Below are 16767 nucleotides of genomic sequence, written 5' to 3'. Positions count from 1 at the left end.
TATAATGGGGAATGAGAAGCAAAGGGAAATCGAATGATTTTCAAGAAGATGAATGTGGGAGCAGTGATGATCCCGGGAGGTTGCAATATGACAGTGTTTCATTTTACCGGAATTAAAGGATCAGGGATGAGTTCGTTAGCCCAAATCCTCCATGATTCTATGAATGAAGTTCAAGGATCTGATGTGGAGAAATATATCTTTACAGAAGAGCCTTTAGTGGAAAGAAAAATAAAGATCTTGCCGTTTGATGCGGATAATATTGTGCCAGGATTGACGGTTATTGCCGGCAATGCATTTCCGGATACACATCCGGAATTGGTGCGGGCGAAAGAACTTGGACTGGAAGTTATCCGGTACCACGATTTCCTCGGACATTACATGGATCAATTCACATCGATTGCGGTGACTGGTTCGCATGGCAAAACGTCGACAACCGGTTTGCTTTCGTATGTGTTATCGGGCTTTACGCCGACTTCTTATCTAATTGGAGATGGAACAGGCAAAGGCGTAAAGGACAGCAGGTTCTTTGTTTTAGAAGCGTGTGAATACCGGAGACATTTCCTGGCTTATAAACCGGACTATGCAATTATGACCAATATTGATTTTGATCATCCAGATTATTTTAAGGATCTCGACGATGTGATGGATGCTTTTAATCAAATGGCGATGCAAGTGAAAAAAGCGATTGTGGCATGCGGTGATGATCATCATCTGCAGCAGATCAAAGCAAATGTTCCTGTAGTATTTTATGGTTTCGATGAAGCCAATGATTTCTTTGCGAAAAATGTTGTGAAGACTTCAGATGGATCATCGTTCGATGTATACGTCAGAAATGAGTATTTCAATTCGTTCGCTATTCCTTCGGCTGGCGACCATGCGATATTGAATGCTTTAGGTGTGATTGCTCTGTCCCATTATGAAGGTGTGCCAGTCGACATAATCAAAGATCGGCTATCTACATTCGGCGGTGTAAAGAGACGCTTTACTATCACGGAATATGATGACAAAACGATTGTGGACGATTATGCCCACCATCCGACTGAAATTGAGGCAACCTTGCAATCGGCGAAACAGAAGTATCCGGATCGGGAAATCGTCGCGATTTTCCAGCCGCATACTTTTACAAGGACAGCCGCTTTGCTTGATTCATTTGCTGCCAGCCTTTCTCATGCGGATTCTGTCTACTTATGTGACATCTTTGGATCTGCGAGGGAAAAGAGCGGGACATTAACGATTGATGACTTGGTTAAACGGGTACCGGGAGCTAAGCATCTTAAAATCGAACAAATTGCCGAGCTTGAAGAACATGGAAATGCAGTTTATCTGTTCATGGGAGCAGGGGACGATATCCAAGATTATATGAATGCATTTAAACGTTTGATTGAGCAAGGAGAAACAGCTTGAACCTTACCGGTTTAAGCTTCCCGTAATAGTAAAAAGGGCTGGAAATCGACTCGATTTCAGCCCTTTTTCTTTTAAAGAAATGTCTGTTGAATTTGCCAGTTATTCAAGAGCAGCCAGGAAGAAAAGAAGTGAGTGCGGCGGCAACCAGAAAAAACGATGCGGCAATTGGGCCGAGCAATGGACAGGAAAACCCTTGCAGACAGGCATCTGTTGTTTGATATTTCGAATACTTTTCATCATAAGACATTTTTCTTGTCTAATTCGGGTTTATTGGAAATAATAAATTATAATCTACTTTTTTAAAGGGAATTTAGGAAGAATGTCGAAAAGGGTATGTAGGCTTGGCGTTTACTTTATTTCAGATAAGGGTAGAAATTACTTATGTATGTAGAAGGAGGAAGCGTTTTGGTGATTTTGTTGTACCTGGCAGCGATTATTGCTGCTGTGGCGTTTTTAATATTATGTGTGAGCCTTGCAATGACGCTGGGATCATTGAAAACCACTTTGCGAAGTGTTTCGGAGACATTGGACGGGCTGACGACTCAGCTGGAAGGTGTGACGACTGAAACGACGGAGCTATTGCATAAGACGAATGCCCTCGCGGAAGACATTCAGGAAAAGTCGTTGAAGTTGAATTCCGTAGTTGATGCTGTAAAAGGTGTTGGCGAGTCCGTCAGCGGGTTAAACAGCTCGGTGCGGAGGGTAACAGAATCCATTACCGTCGAAGCAGAACGCAATAGCGATAAAGTGGCGCAAGTCGTTCAGTGGAGCCATGTCGTCTTAGGTATTTATGACAAGGTGAAGGACATGAAAGCCAATACTTCAAAGGGTTGGACAGTGTATAAGGCAGATACAGGACAGAAGAAGCTGCCAAGCCCATCAGACCGCTTCCGATGAAACAAAAAATATTAGAGGAGGAATTAAATTGACGGATTACAACAACTCAAAACCGAACTATGGTGATTCTGCATTCCAACATCAGTATTATGGCGATAAACAATACAAGAACACTTTCGGAGAACCGTCCAATTTGCCGGTGAACTATTCACATTACACAAATACGGATGATTTTTATAATGAAGAAGAAAGTTCCAGTGCCGGCAGTTTTCTTCTCGGCGCATTAGTCGGCGGCGTCATTGGTGCTGCGGCCGCCCTATTCCTAGCCCCTAAAACTGGGCAAGAAATGCGCGAGGACTTCTCTGAACAGGCGTCACAGCTGAAAAACAAGAGCATTGAACTCACTTCAGTAGCGAAAGACAAAGCGACTGAACTGACTGCAGTTGCGAAGGATAAAACGGATGGTTTGACGAAAACGATCCAAGAGCAATCCGGACAATTGGTCGACAAAGTGAAGTCGATGGCAAATAAGACAACCATTCCAATGGATGATGGCACAGCGTCTTCCGAAGGGGAAGAAGCAATGGATTATGTGGAAAACAAGGTAGAAGAAAACAAAGAAGCTGCAGAAAGCAACACAACAGGAAATAGCGATGTCGTCTACGACAATAGTGAAAATTTCGGAGAAGATAAGGTGACAAACCAAAATCATATCTCCGTCGAAAAGGATAAGTAATAAAAATGGCCGGTCAACCAAACATTTTGGGTTGACCGGCTTTTTAGTACTATTATTTACATGTTCAACTTGTCCGAGAATCGTATCTCCAATTTATCACCGCTGAAGATCGGGTCATGGAACCCGATCGTCTCGCCGTTTCGAACCAATTGGTAATGGATCGGGCCATTCATTGGCAGTTCGTAGTCCACAAATGCGAACACATCGCTGAATACAATTGGAGCAAAATCCGCTGAATCCAAGTCAATCCTGTCACCGGAGGAAAGGACTGCTGATTCATCGACTGCCTCGCCATTCACTCGGATGCTATAACGTTTTTTCTGTATGTCCACTTGTATTCCGTTGAATTCTACAGTAGCTTTGTCGTGGAGAACCAATCCGGCTTCTTGTGCAAGCTGGCCGATCGTCGGCATCTTTGGGTGTTCCATTTTAATGTCATCTCCATTGGAAACGACGTACGACTCGGAAACAGATCTTCCGCCAACGAGATATGTTGTTTTCATTGAAAATTTCGTTTGCACGCTTTTTTGGTTGACGAACAATTGAAGCGGCTTCTGACCAGCAGAAATTGTTTTATTCCACTCAGCAGCCAGATCTTTGATGGACTCCTTTTGAATCACTGTGATCTCATCCCGGTCCTGGAGTGCAGTGTCTAACCGTATGTCATTCCCATTTAGCAAGATGACCGGTGCAACGTCTTTTTCCTTGCCATTGAACGTTACTCTTTTCGTTGGGATATCACCTACTAAATCCCTGACAGTGGCAGAAGCATCTCTTCCATTTTCTCCTCGTGTCAATTGAATTTGATCTCCGTTTGTTAAAAGATCCTTTGTGCTGGCAGATTGCCCGTTCACGAGCAATGTGGAAGGCGTTCCGTGTTCTCCGGGAATGAAAACCGTTTGGCCGTTCACTGTAATGGACATCCCAAGGCCGGGCTTGCCGTATAATTCACCTGGTCTGATTTTTGCAGCAAGCAGGGCATCGCCGACAGACATCTCTTTCAATTCGAATAAGCGGATTGTCTTGTCGTTCACGGTGACAGACATGTAGTGGATAGGCGCTCTCCGTGCCGCGATGGCAATGCCGATCGGCGTCACCAGGGCAGGGGAGGATTCGATCTCCTCAGCATATGTAACACCTGATAGGGCATCAATCCCTCTTATGCCGATCCTGTTCAACGGCAATTCCAGGCAGCGGCTCAGCTCATCGGTCAGACGAGGCGTCAAGCTGCCGCCACCGACTACCATGACGGCTTGTGGAGATTTGCCGTTATTCAGTCGCTTAATTTCTTCCGAGATGCTTTGTGCGAGCCGTTCTGTAGCCGGCTGTAAAATAGAAATGACTTCTGAAGAAGGCACTTGCTGTTCAAATCCGAGGATATCCGTAATGGTAACGTCCTCTCCAGCAAGCTCCCTTTTCGTCAGCTCGGCGACAGGGAAGTCCAGCAAGTAATGATTGCTGAGTGCTTCGGTAATTTCATCCCCTGCGATTGGCACCATGCCATAGGCTGTCACGGTATTTTCATTCGTAATCGCGATGTCTGAAGTGCCCGCACCAATATCGACAAGCGCCACATTCAATCGCCTCATGGAAGGAGGAATCAGTACATTAATTGCTGCAATTGGTTCTAATGTGAGTGCTTCCATTTCTAGATCAGCCCTTTTCAAGGCAGAAAGAAGGGATTCGACGACGACGCGAGGCAAAAATGTAGCAATGACTTCGACACTGGCAGTCTGGCCAGCCTGATCGATCAAGCTGCCGATTTCCTCACCGTCCAGCTTGTATCGAAGTACGGAATACCCAACACAATAATAGTAGTCATCCATTGGTACGGAGTCGGACAGTAACAGTTTTTGCTGAGCTTGCTGGACGGCTCCGAGCTCCAGGCGGTTGACGTCTTCCATCGACATAAGTGCCTGGTCGGAAGTATTGATTTCCATTGAGCCTTCAGCAGTCTTCAAGGCACGTCCTGCTGCAGCAACACTGACGCGTTTCAAAGGACCGTGACGCATTTCAAGCTCGGTTTTGATTTCTGAAATCACTTTAGCGACGCTTAAAATATTATGTATTTGTCCATCAATCATGGACCGTTCTTTATGTTCCACGGAGATGAGGTCGGCAACATGGTAGATGCCATCTTCTTCTTGTAAAATCAGGCCGACGACAGAGCGAGTTCCGATGTCCAAGGCAAATAGGGTGGTGGCCACGGTCATTCATCCTTTCTTTAGACGAAAACTGCGAATTTTAGACAATTCGCAGAAATCGCGTGACTTTCCAATCGCTTTTCTTTATACTAGGTCTATTATATAAAAATGTAACATAGAATCACCCCTTCGGGAAGTGCTGCTATGTGCGGGGAGGAGTCATAATGATGAGGCAAAATGATTTAGATGAGTTGCGCGGACGTGTGGATGAATTGAACATCAAGATTTTAGATTTAATCAACGAGAGAACCGCTGTCGTGCAGGAGATCGGTAAAGTAAAAGAGAAGCAAGGTGTGAATAGATATGATCCGATCCGCGAGAGGGAAATGCTTAATTTCTTGAAAGAAACAAATAAAGGCCCGCTTCCAAACGGTGTCTTGGAGCAGATTTTCAAAGGCATTTTCTTATCGGCACTTGAAATCCAAGAGGATGAGCAGCGCAATGCATTGCTCGTTTCTAGGAAGCGCAAGCCGGAAGATACAGTTGTTGATATAAATGGCGAGAAGGTCGGCGATGGAACGCCTACTTTCGTTTTTGGCCCGTGTGCAGTGGAATCTTATGAGCAAGTGAAGGCTGTTGCAGACTCAATCAAGGCGAAAGGCTTGACGATGATGCGAGGCGGAGCATACAAGCCACGTACATCTCCATATGATTTCCAAGGCCTTGGCTTGGAAGGGCTTAAAATATTGAAGCGGGTTTCGGAGGAGACTGGACTATCCATCGTTACCGAAATCATTACACCATCCCACTTGGAAGAAGCAGTTGATTACATTGATGTCATTCAAATTGGCGCACGTAACATGCAGAACTTTGAACTTTTGAAAGAAGTCGGCATGCTCAATAAACCGGTTCTTTTGAAACGCGGTCTTGCCGCTACAATCGATGAATTTATCAATGCAGCTGAATATATCATTTCAAAAGGGAATAGCAATATTATGCTTTGCGAACGCGGAATCCGTACATACGAGCGGGCGACGCGCAATACGCTGGACATTTCAGCAGTGCCGATCTTAAAGCAAGAAACGCATTTGCCTGTGTTCGTGGATGTCACTCACTCAACTGGAAGAAAGGATTTATTGCTTCCAACGGCTAAGGCTGCTATTGCGGTTGGCGCTGATGGAGTAATGGCAGAAGTCCATCCAGATCCGGCTGTGGCGTTGTCGGATGCGGCACAACAGATGGACATCCAGCAATTCGATGAATTCTACAAAGAAATCCAGAAATTCATGAATACGTATCAAACAGTATAATGTTGTAGTAGTCCGGCGAGGGATTGGGAGCATTCCCACCAAGCCGGGCTGCGTTTCGTCACATATTTGGCGTCGGACCTTTTACGGATCCGGCGTTTTGTTTATAATGAAGATAGGACATATTTGCAGGAAGGGGAAAGGTCAATGGCGGTGACAATATATGATGTGGCACGAGAAGCGAATGTCTCGATGGCTACGGTTTCGAGGGTCGTCAATGGCAATCCTAATGTGAAGCCGGCAACCCGTAAAAAGGTGTTGGATTGCATCGAGCGGTTGGGCTATCGGCCAAATGCGGTAGCGAGAGGGCTGGCAAGCAAGAGAACAACAACAATCGGAGTCATCGTGCCCGATATTTCGAAAAGCTACTATGCAGAGCTTTCGAGAGGGATTGCGGACATTGCCACGATGTATGAATATAATATTATTCTTTCGAATTCCGATAAACGGGCGACGAGGGAAATGGAGCTTTTTGAAGACCATCTCGGAAAACAAGTGGATGGACTTATTTTTATGAGTGATTCCATTTCCGATGAGATGAGAAAAGAGATGGTCACAGCTCATATTCCGATCGTATTGGCAGGCACGCTGGAATCGGATACGGATATGCCTACGGTTAATATTGACCATGAACAGGCTGCTTATGATGCGACCAAAAAACTGATCGATAATGGACATACGAGGATAGTTCATGTATCCGGTCCATTCTCAAGAGATATTAATCGGCTCTGCAAGAGAGTTGGATATGAGCGGGCTTTGCGTGAAGCAGGATTGCCGGTTTCGGAAGAATATATTATCGAAACGGACAATACATACGACGATGCGTATGATAAATGGAAGCTTGTACGGGATTTGTCTGAAAAACCGACAGCCATTTTTGCCGGCAATGATGAAATAGCGGTCGGCGTATTGAATGGCATTCGGGATGAAGGGCTGTCTGTCCCGGAAGACTTCGAACTCATCTGCTTCGAACATACTTTGCTTTCAAGAGCCGTCCGTCCGCAACTAACGACGATAGTCGTTCCGTTATACGATCTTGGTGCGGTGTCCATGCGTTTACTGACGAAGTTAATGAACGGAGAAGAAGTGGACGATCCGGACGTCATTTTGCCATACCGGATGGAAGAACGTGAATCAACAAAATAACGAAAAAGGACATCCTCTCGATCATTCGACAGGATGTCCTTTTTCATTGAAAGCCCATATGTGCCACTTTTTTTTGTTTCTTCGGGACAAATGGAGCAGGCAATCATTGCGTTACTTCCTGAGGCATAAGGTAATTGATAAACCCTTTATTTCTCATTCCGAATGATATGTAATGCACGGTTGGCCATCTGTGCATTTTTCTCCGTAATTTCACCTTTTCTTGGGATGGGCTCATATAATGGATTCGGATCATCCCATGTCCCAATTAACGGGACGGGCGATTGTGGCTGCCATTCATCAAGCCAGTCCGCAGGCAGAGCGCCGCTTGGCGAAGGCAGCTGTTTCATTGAAAGCCATATTTGAGACCAGGCTCTCGGCACAACTCGCCAAATGTCATATCCGCCTCCTCCGACAGCAATCCACCGGCCATCACAAAATTCCTCCGCTATTTCCCTCGCGAGACGAGGAATTTGTTTATAGATTTCCATCGTTCCGTATAAATGCGTCAGCGGATCAAAGAAATGGGCGTCCGCGCCGTTTTGGGTGAGCAGAACGTCCGGTTTAAAGAATTCGGCTACTTCCCGCAGGGAGGTCCGGTAAATATCCAAAAACGATTCGTCCTCTGTAAACGCATCAATTGGAAAATTGAAGCTCGTTCCATAGCCAGCCCCATTTCCACGTTCCGTCACATTGCCCGTGCCGGGAAATAGATAACGGCCGGTTTCATGAATAGAAAGCGTGCAGACCGAGGGATCATCGTAAAATGTCCATTGCACACCATCCCCATGGTGTGCATCCGTATCGACATAGAGGACACGGGCATTGTATTTTTGCTGAAGATATTTAATGGCGACCGAACTGTCATTATAAACGCAGAATCCTGATGCTTTCCCCTGAAAGCCATGATGCAGACCGCCCCCCAAATTGACGGCATAGCGTGAATGGCCTTCCATCACCTGATCCACTGCGGTCAGCGTCCCGCCGACTAGTGTTGCACTTGCTTCATGCATGCCCTGGAAAATGGGGGTGTCTTCCGTTCCAATGCCATACAAGTCAGACACTTCCGCGCCGACCTCTCCCCGTCCCGCTCTTTTGACGATGTCAATAAACTTTTCATCATGGGCAAGAAGCAGTTCGTTGTCTGATGCAATTCTTGGCGCGACAATGTCTTCATCATTGATCGCATTGATTTTGCGCAATAAATCTAGTGTCATAACGATTCTTTTTTGATTGAACGGATGGGTATCTGAAAATGAGTATCCAAGTTGATCTTCTGAAAATACGAAAAGCGCATCCTTCTTCATTGCTGTGCGCCTGGGAAATTTGGCCATAAGACTTCGAAACCGCTTTCTTTTAAACCTTGTATGGTTTGCAAGGGATTCATCGTTTTGATGCGGATGACCAATATTTTATGATTCTCGTTTTCCTTGTCAGGGTAGACGAGAACACTTAATACATTCGTATGTTGTTCATGAAATACCTTGGATACTTCAAATAGGATGCCAGGCACGTTCGGAACCCGAACTTCAATTTGTGAACCCGGCTGGTGTGCGCCAGTCAATTCAATATAATTGTATAAAAGATCTGTCTCGGTAATGATGCCAACCAATTTTCCGCCCGAAACGATAGGGAGACAACCAATTTGATTTTCATAGAACAGCACTGCTGACTCCTCTACAAAATCCATCGGGTGACCTGTGATCGGATTAGAGGTCATAATATTCGTCAGTGGCAGATCGAGAGGATGCTGTTCAATTTCAGCAAGCAGTGTAGGGGCTGCCTCCTTCAAGTCCCGGTCAGAAACCACACCTACCAGTTGTTCTTCGTCCAGAATGGGCAGATGGCGGATTTTATGGTCCCGCATGATCTGCAAGGCATCCCGTACCGTGTGTGCGGTTGTCAGTGTGACGACCTCTTTTTTCATTATCTCTTCAACTAGCATAGGTAAAACCTCGCTTTCAGTACATAAATCAGTACATAAATCGGTTCATGAACCGCAGGCTGTCGAACTGGCGGATTGACTCTGGATCGATCCGTTTGCCGATTCGGGCCATCAGGCAATTTGCGGGATGGGAGCTGATTTCGGGATCGTCCGTTGCATAATATTCCAAACCGCCCGCATTCATCATTTTCTCCATTACTTTTCGGTATTCCCAAACATTCAGCTTCGTGCCTTTCAAATCCCAATGCCAGTAATATTCAGTCGTAATCGTAATATAATCTTCCATAGCGTCGTCCATCATCGATACTTCCAGCAATGCTTTTCCAATGCCGCCGCCACGAAATTTAGGAATCACTTCGATCGCGCCAAGTTCAATTAAATTTTCCATCTTGCCTTGGGACCATCTTTCAAGCGGATCCGGATAAAGATACGTGACATACCCGACGATCTCATTCATTTCACGTGCAATGATGATGCGGCCTTCCGGAAGATCTGCGATTTCAATGAGTGCTTTATGCTGCTGCTCAGGCGGCCTGAAAGCCACTAAATGCTCATGAAAATCAAAGGTTGCCAATTTGGAAGAGGGGATCGGTCCTTCAATGATGACATTGCCGTTCCGGTGCTTGATTTCCATCGCATTATACGTTTTCTTATGTTCCAACAAACTCACCGTCCCTGAATAAATTACCTCTCTTTTCAGTATACATTAAAAATCTTCTGTTGCCGCCCACTATTATTACAAATTAAATAATAATACGAAAAATATTAATTTATTAGCCAATATAATGAGAATATTGTAGAATAAAGAATGTTATAGTTTCTAGAAAGGGTGATATGTATATGGTAACCAAAATTTTACCTGTCGTTCAAGGAGAATATAACCTGGGGGATTATGAAACGACAGTTAAAGAGTTTTCATGGGAGGAAGCTGAAAAACAGTTCAGCTGGCACGAAACAGGACTGGTTAACATCGCACATGAAGCGGTGGACCGTCATGCAGATTCTTTTCGGAAAAACAAAGTGGCGCTCTATTACAAAGATGCGAACCGGAAAGAAGCGTATACGTTTAATGAGATGAAAAAGATGTCCAACAAGGCTGCCAATGTGCTTCGGGACTTTTCATCGTTGGAAAGAGAGGACCGTATTTTTGTATTCATGCCTCGCTCTCCTGAATTATACTTTGCTATTTTAGGAGCTTTGAAGAATGGCGCGATTGTCGGGCCGCTATTTGAAGCGTTTATGGAAGGTGCTGTCTACGACCGTTTGGCAGACAGTGAGGCAAAGGTGATCATTACAACACCGGAGCTGGTGGAACGAGTGCCGGTGGATCGTTTGCCGCATTTAAAGCATATCTTCTTAGTTGGAGAGGGAATCGAAGAAAATGAACGCTTTATTGATTTTAACAAGCATCTGAAGGAAGCATCTCCCTATTTCCAAGTGGAGTGGATGGAGAAAGAGTCTCCTACCTTGCTGCACTATACTTCCGGCTCGACAGGCAAACCGAAAGGGGTCTTGCACGTTGAGGCAGCGATGGTCCAGCAGCTCCAAACAGCCAAGTGGGTCCTCGACTTGAAAGAAGAGGATGTCTTCTGGTGTACGGCAGACCCGGGATGGGTGACAGGAACGGCCTATGGTATTTTCGGACCAATGCTTGCGGGAGCCACATCTTTGATCGTGGGCGGGCGCTTCTCGCCGGATGTTTGGTATGAAGCGATTCAGGATTACAGCGTTTCTGTATGGTACAGTGCCCCGACTGCTTTCCGTATGCTGATGGGAGCTGGGGCCGGGCCGATTGAAAAGTATGATCTCTCCTCATTGCGCCATATTTTATCGGTCGGGGAGCCATTGAATCCGGAAGTCATCCGTTGGGGCATGGAAGTGTTCAACCTCAGAATCCATGATACATGGTGGATGACCGAGACAGGTGCGCAGACGATCTGCAATTTCCCAGCAATTCCGATCAAACCGGGAAGTATGGGGAAACCGGTGCCTGGCATTGAAGCGGCAATCGTAGATGACCAAGGGAATGTCCTCCCGCCGAATCGGATGGGGAACTTGGCAATCCGCAAAGGCTGGCCGGCGATGATGCGTCAAATCTGGAATAATCCCGAGAAATATGCATCCTATTTCTTAAATGATGAGTGGTATGTATCGGGCGATTCTGCATATATGGATGAGGATGGCTACTTCTTCTTCCAGGGACGTGTGGATGACGTCATCATGACGAGCGGAGAAAGGGTAGGTCCGTTTGAAGTAGAAAGCAAACTTCTTGAGCACCCGGCTATCATTGAAGCAGGTGTAATCGGCAAGCCGGATCCGGTACGTGGGGAAATTATCAAGGCCTTTGTCGCTCTGCAAGCAGGGTATGAGCCGTCGGATGAGTTAAAAGAGGATATCCGGCAATTCGTTAAACGCGAATTAGCTGCCCATGCAGCTCCGCGGGAGATTGAGTTCAAGGATAAACTGCCGAAGACCCGAAGCGGAAAAATTATGCGACGTGTACTGAAGGCGTGGGAACTGAATTTGCCGACAGGTGATCTATCGACAATGGAAGACTAATAGAAAAAACTGGATCGCTCAAGAGCGATCCAGTTTTTTTATCTGTCATCTTCCTCATCTTTTGGAGGAGGATTTTTCCCGTTATTCCCATGGCCGCTTCCATTACTGGAACCATTGCCAGAACCGTTGTTGCCATTTCCATTCCCGCTGCCATTATTGTTGCCGTTGTTGCCTTTATTATCATTCGGATCTCCTGAATTTCCGTTATTTTGTTCAGAGCCAGGATTTCCATTTTCAGATGGAGGTGTCGGATTCGGGTTCTCATGATCTCCCTCGTCGTCATGTTCACCTGTATCGGCCGGAGGTTCCGGACTTCCGATGGTTACTATGTTCGAGCCTGGAGATAATAATCCAGTAATATCAACTGCACGGACATAATAGGAACCAGGACCAGCAGAATATGAATTGGATGACGAATCACGGATTGTCGATACTCTTTCATTATCCCGATAGACATAATATCCGATTACATCATTGGATGCCGATTCAGTCCACGTAATAGTTGAGCCATTGGCGCTTGCCTGGACTCCAGCCGGGTTCGCTCCGTCGGCATTAAAGACCGAGCCTGAAACGACATTGGAGGAGAAAATGGATTTGCCGGAGAATAGTTTTGAACCATCTCCGCCGAAAGGTCCAAGCATCCGCTTGATGAATTCTTCGTTCACACCAGTGCCTCCGGACACAATGAACTCACTAGGCGTAGAAGGAAGTGCCAAATATTTAACACCTTTTACCGATACATAAGACGCGCTAATAATGCTGTCATCCGGCTTCGTCGGCACCATGACCTTCGAGTTGAATAAGTCCGAACGTACAATGCCAGCCGCAGAACAAGCGTTAGATGGTGCTAGACCTGAAATACCGCAGAAACTGCGTGTTACAACGCCTGCCGGCTGTTTGAACCTTGAGCCTGCTCCCACGATGTCTGGACGAGCGGCGTTCGCGGTATTCATCAGCCTGCCAAAAAGAATACTCGTTCTCGTTGTCGGATGCAGTTGAGATGAGCCGCGAGAGTACAGTTTGCGCGTCTGGTCTTTATAGCCGAGCCAAATGCCAAGCGATACATTTGGATTATAGCCAACGAGCCAAGCGTCGCCATATCCTTGCGTCGTTCCTGTTTTGGCAGCAAGGTCAAGAGAGAAATTCAAGTTCTTTGGAACTTGTTGGCCTGTGCCAGGCGGTTTGACGACATCTCGGAGCATATCGGTAATGATATAAGCCGTCTCCGGACTGAATACCTCTACCGGTTCACTCTTATGCTCAAAAATGACATTCCCTTTTGCATCTTCTATTTTCTCAATCATATATGATTGAATAAATTGACCCTCATTGGCAAAAGTTGCAAATGCATTCGTGTTTTCTTCAACGCTCGCACCAACAGTAAGCGCTCCTAGGGAAGCAGACTGATTCACGTAATCTGCCTCTGTAAGTTTCTTGAAATTCATTTTCTCCAAGAATTCCATTGGCCGGCGGTCACGAATTTCTTCGTAAAGACGGGCAGTCGGCAAGTTCAACGAACGGGCGAGTGCCTCCCGGGCAGGCAAGATGCCGTCTTCTTGTTCCGCAAAGTAGTTGCTAACTTTCCAGTTTGGAGTATCGATTTTTAAGTCGACAACTGGACTGCCTGCTCCAATAACTCCATATTCAATAGCTGGCGCATAGACGAGAAGCGGTTTAATTGAAGAGCCATTTTGGCGATGGGCTTGAGTAGCATAGTTGTAACTAGGCTTATCATCCAATCCGCCGATAAAGGACAAAATGCGTCCCGTTTTGTTTTCAATTAAGATGGATCCGACTTGGACAGGGTCGTCAACTAACACCGTTTCGCCTGTTTCCGAGTCCTTTTCTTCTCTTGTGTAGGTGAATCCATAATGCTCAAAGTTTTTCGCAACATCATTCATCTTGTCATACAGTGTTTGATCGATAGTGGAATAAATGCGATATCCGCCTGTTTTCATTTCACGTTCTGCAAGAATTCGATATTTCTCTTGAAGTTTATGATTCTGTTCCAACCGTTCCAATTCGATATCATCCCGTTTAGCGAGAACTTCCATTAAAATATCGGTCGTCCGTTTCTGAATTTCCTGGGTGAGGTACGGATACCTGCTAGTAGGGCGGTCTATATCAGTACGTAAATCCTTTGTAATGTCATAAGCGATTGCCTTGTCATATTCCTGCTTCGTAATATAACCGGTTTCCTTCATGCGGAACAATACTGTTTTCATACGGTCAATACCTGGCTTCAATGCTTCATCCGATTTCACGCCACCGCCATATCTCCCGCTTTTAAAAGGAGTATAAGCAAATGGTGCCTGCGGAATCCCAGCGATATAGGCAGCCTGTGCCAAGTTCAAATCTTTAGCGTTAATGCCAAAAATACCTTCCGCTGCGGTTTCTACGCCGGCGATATTGTCACCATGCACATTTCTTCCGTAAGGAATGATGTTCAGATAAGCTTCCAAAATTTCATCTTTGTTCATGAAGTGTTCGAGTCTCATCGCAAGAAGGATCTCTTTCGCTTTCCGTTCATAGGACACTTCGTTCGTTAAGATTTGATTTTTAATCAATTGCTGTGTCAATGTAGATCCGCCTGTTTGGCTGTCGGAATTCGTGACATCCTGCAACAATCCGCGGAAAATCGCTTTAGGCACAATGCCGTTATGTGTCATGAAGTATTCGTCTTCTGTAGCAAAGACGGCGTCAATTAAATAAGGCGAAACATCTTTCAGCTTCGTTTCCCGTCTTTCGATATCCGAGCTTACTTTGCCCAAGTATTTGTTATCTGCAAAGAAAATCTCGGAGGTTTCTTCATAATTAAAAATCTCACTGCGCATTTCCTGCTTCGTCCGGAGCGGTTCTTTTGCAACCAAAGATGCGAAATAACCTGCACCGACAGAAGCGGCAAAGACACTCAGCGTCAAACCGAAAATCAGGAAAAGAAGAAATAGGTTCCACACTACGCCTGTCGTGATGCGTAAGCCTTTGGCCCATTTCTTTTTCTTCATATCTTCAAACTTTTCTTCTATCAGATCGATCCGATTTTTTCGTCTTTCGCTCAAGTCGTTCTCCCCCCTAAAATCTTTCCTATTATAGCACATTTTTCGCAGGACCGAAGATTATGTTTGACAAGTAACTATTTTGTACTACAATAAGGGATATATCTTTTTATTGCATGATGATAAAGTCGGAGTAGCAGCGTTTGATCCGTATAGAGAGGCAGCGGTTGGTGGAAGCTGTCCGGTAGGACGTTTGTGAATTACAGCTTTGGAATGCAATCGCGGACGCGGCGTTAGTGCGAAAAAGCGGAGAAACAGTCGTTTCTCAAGCTGGGTGGTACCGCGTTACACAACATTGTGATGAACGTCCCTGCATAATTCTTATGAATTGTGCAGGGCTTTTTTACTTTTAGGAGGGGTCCAAATGAAAAATGAACTACTGGAAGATTTGAAATGGAGAGGGCTGCTGTATCAGCAAACCGACGAGGAAGGTTTGGAGAAGGTATTAAATGAAGAGAAAATCTCTCTTTATTGCGGTACAGATCCAACTGCGGATAGCTTGCACATCGGCCACATCGTGCCATTTTTGACATTACGCCGTTTTCAGCTCCATGGGCATCGCCCAATTGTCCTTGTAGGAGGGGCGACAGGAATGATCGGTGACCCGTCATTCCGTGCGGATGAGCGTCAGTTGCTTTCAGATGAGCAAATCGCTCAAAACGTAGCGGGCATCCGCATGCAGCTCGAACAAATCTTTGATTTCTCCAATACAAGCGATGGCGCAATTCTCGTTGATAACAAAGATTGGTTCGGTGAAATGAGCGCAATCGACTTTTTGCGCGATTACGGAAAGCTGTTAAGCGTCAATTATATGCTGGCAAAGGAAAATGTCGCGTCGCGTTTGGAAACGGGCATTTCATTCACCGAGTTTTCTTATATGCTCATCCAAGGTGCGGATTTCAACCACCTATATGACCATTATAATTGCCGTCTGCAAGTCGGCGGGTCAGATCAGTGGGGCAATATTACAACGGGCCTTGAATTTATCCGAAAGACACATGACGACAATGCAAAAGCATTCGGTATTACCATTCCGCTCATTACAAAGGCTGATGGAACTAAATTTGGCAAGACAGCGGGTGGTTCGGTCTGGTTGGATCCAAAGAAAACTTCCCCATATGAGTTCTACCAATTCTGGATCAATACGGCTGACTCAGATGTCATTAAATACTTGAAGATCTTCACGTTCATGAGTAAAGAAGAGATTGATTCATTGGAAGTGTCAGTTCAAGAAGAGGCGCATTTGCGGAAAGCGCAAAATGCGTTAGCTGAGGAGATGACTCGCCTGATCCATGGCCAGGAAGCGCTTGAGCAAGCGATCCGAATTTCAAAAGCTTTATTCAGCGGTGATTTGAAGTCGCTCACCGTTGCGGAAATGAAGGATGCATTAAAGGATGTGCCAACTGTGGAAATGGAGAAGGCAGATAAAAATATTGTTGATTTCATTGTGGAAGCTGGTGTGTCGCCGTCCAAACGCCAAGCGAGGGAAGATGTGACGAATGGTGCGATTTCCTTTAACGGGGAAAAAGTGACTGATTTAGAATACACGGTAACGTCTGCAGACCGTTTGGACGACGCGTTTACAATTGTGCGTCGCGGCAAAAAGAATTATAAAATGGTGAAATTCCTTTAATAA

Annotated in this window: 12 protein-coding genes and 1 other annotated feature; of the genes, 7 read left to right on the top strand and 5 right to left on the bottom strand. The window is 45.6% G+C overall.

Going from position 1 to position 16767, the window contains the following annotated elements; all coding sequences use genetic code 11:
- Nucleotides 1-87 precede the first annotated feature (87 nt).
- The 3 genes from murC (at nt 88) to NCCP2222_RS02905 (ending at nt 2977) form a co-directional block, all read left to right on the top strand.
- Complete coding sequence (gene murC, locus NCCP2222_RS02915; RefSeq protein WP_248509459.1) at nt 88-1404, top strand: UDP-N-acetylmuramate--L-alanine ligase; 1317 nt, start codon at nt 88-90, stop codon at nt 1402-1404.
- A 405-nt stretch (nt 1405-1809) separates the two neighbouring features.
- Nucleotides 1810-2301 (top strand): DUF948 domain-containing protein, encoded by a 492-nt coding sequence (locus tag NCCP2222_RS02910; protein ID WP_238082676.1) that lies wholly within the window; start codon nt 1810-1812, stop codon nt 2299-2301.
- 28 nt (nt 2302-2329) lie between these two features.
- A complete protein-coding gene (locus NCCP2222_RS02905) occupies nt 2330-2977 on the top strand; it encodes a YtxH domain-containing protein (protein WP_248509457.1) in 648 nt (215 codons plus the stop codon).
- 56 nt (nt 2978-3033) lie between these two features.
- On the opposite strand, the gene pilM is transcribed toward NCCP2222_RS02905, so the two are convergent.
- The gene (pilM, locus tag NCCP2222_RS02900) at nt 3034-5184 is read right to left on the bottom strand and encodes a pilus assembly protein PilM (protein WP_375709149.1); all 2151 of its coding nucleotides are present in this window, start codon (nt 5182-5184) and stop codon (nt 3034-3036) included.
- A 164-nt stretch (nt 5185-5348) separates the two neighbouring features.
- Between pilM and NCCP2222_RS02895 the strand changes: the two genes are divergently transcribed.
- Nucleotides 5349-6431 (top strand): bifunctional 3-deoxy-7-phosphoheptulonate synthase/chorismate mutase, encoded by a 1083-nt coding sequence (locus tag NCCP2222_RS02895; RefSeq protein ID WP_248509781.1) that lies wholly within the window; start codon nt 5349-5351, stop codon nt 6429-6431.
- Nucleotides 6432-6575: 144 nt separating this feature from the next.
- Nucleotides 6576-7574 carry a catabolite control protein A gene (gene ccpA, locus NCCP2222_RS02890; RefSeq protein ID WP_248509447.1) on the top strand — a complete coding sequence of 333 codons (999 nt, stop codon included), beginning with the start codon at nt 6576-6578 and terminating at the stop codon, nt 7572-7574.
- 146 nt (nt 7575-7720) lie between these two features.
- Here the strand turns inward: ccpA and NCCP2222_RS02885 are convergent, their stop codons facing one another.
- From NCCP2222_RS02885 to NCCP2222_RS02875, 3 genes are read right to left on the bottom strand one after another with little or no spacing between them, the layout of a single operon-like run.
- Entirely contained in the window at nt 7721-8878 is a 1158-nt protein-coding gene (locus tag NCCP2222_RS02885) for an acetoin utilization protein AcuC (RefSeq protein WP_248509445.1), read from the bottom strand.
- On the bottom strand, nt 8875-9516 hold the full coding sequence (locus NCCP2222_RS02880) for an acetoin utilization AcuB family protein (RefSeq protein WP_248509443.1): 642 nt from the start codon (nt 9514-9516) through the stop codon (nt 8875-8877). The genes NCCP2222_RS02885 and NCCP2222_RS02880 overlap by 4 nt, the downstream gene beginning before the upstream one ends.
- 28 nt (nt 9517-9544) lie before the next feature.
- A complete protein-coding gene (locus NCCP2222_RS02875; RefSeq protein WP_248509440.1) occupies nt 9545-10177 on the bottom strand; it encodes a GNAT family N-acetyltransferase in 633 nt (210 codons plus the stop codon).
- A 179-nt stretch (nt 10178-10356) separates the two neighbouring features.
- On the opposite strand from NCCP2222_RS02875, the gene acsA reads away from it, so the two are divergent.
- Entirely contained in the window at nt 10357-12075 is a 1719-nt protein-coding gene (acsA, locus tag NCCP2222_RS02870; protein WP_248509439.1) for an acetate--CoA ligase, read from the top strand.
- 38 nt (nt 12076-12113) lie between these two features.
- On the opposite strand, the gene NCCP2222_RS02865 is transcribed toward acsA, so the two are convergent.
- Nucleotides 12114-15134 carry a transglycosylase domain-containing protein gene (locus NCCP2222_RS02865; RefSeq protein WP_248509438.1) on the bottom strand — a complete coding sequence of 1007 codons (3021 nt, stop codon included), beginning with the start codon at nt 15132-15134 and terminating at the stop codon, nt 12114-12116.
- 107 nt (nt 15135-15241) lie between these two features.
- Nucleotides 15242-15446 (top strand) — a binding site (T-box leader).
- A 49-nt stretch (nt 15447-15495) separates the two neighbouring features.
- Between NCCP2222_RS02865 and tyrS the strand changes: the two genes are divergently transcribed.
- The gene (gene tyrS, locus NCCP2222_RS02860) at nt 15496-16764 is read left to right on the top strand and encodes a tyrosine--tRNA ligase (RefSeq protein WP_248509436.1); all 1269 of its coding nucleotides are present in this window, start codon (nt 15496-15498) and stop codon (nt 16762-16764) included.
- Nucleotides 16765-16767 lie beyond the last annotated feature (3 nt).

The organism is Sporosarcina sp. NCCP-2222 (genome assembly GCF_023168145.1).
In the GTDB taxonomy this organism is placed as follows: Bacteria; Bacillota; Bacilli; order Bacillales_A; family Planococcaceae; genus Sporosarcina.
Note: the sequence above shows the minus strand (reverse complement) of the source record. Positions and strands in the feature narration are given on the sequence as shown.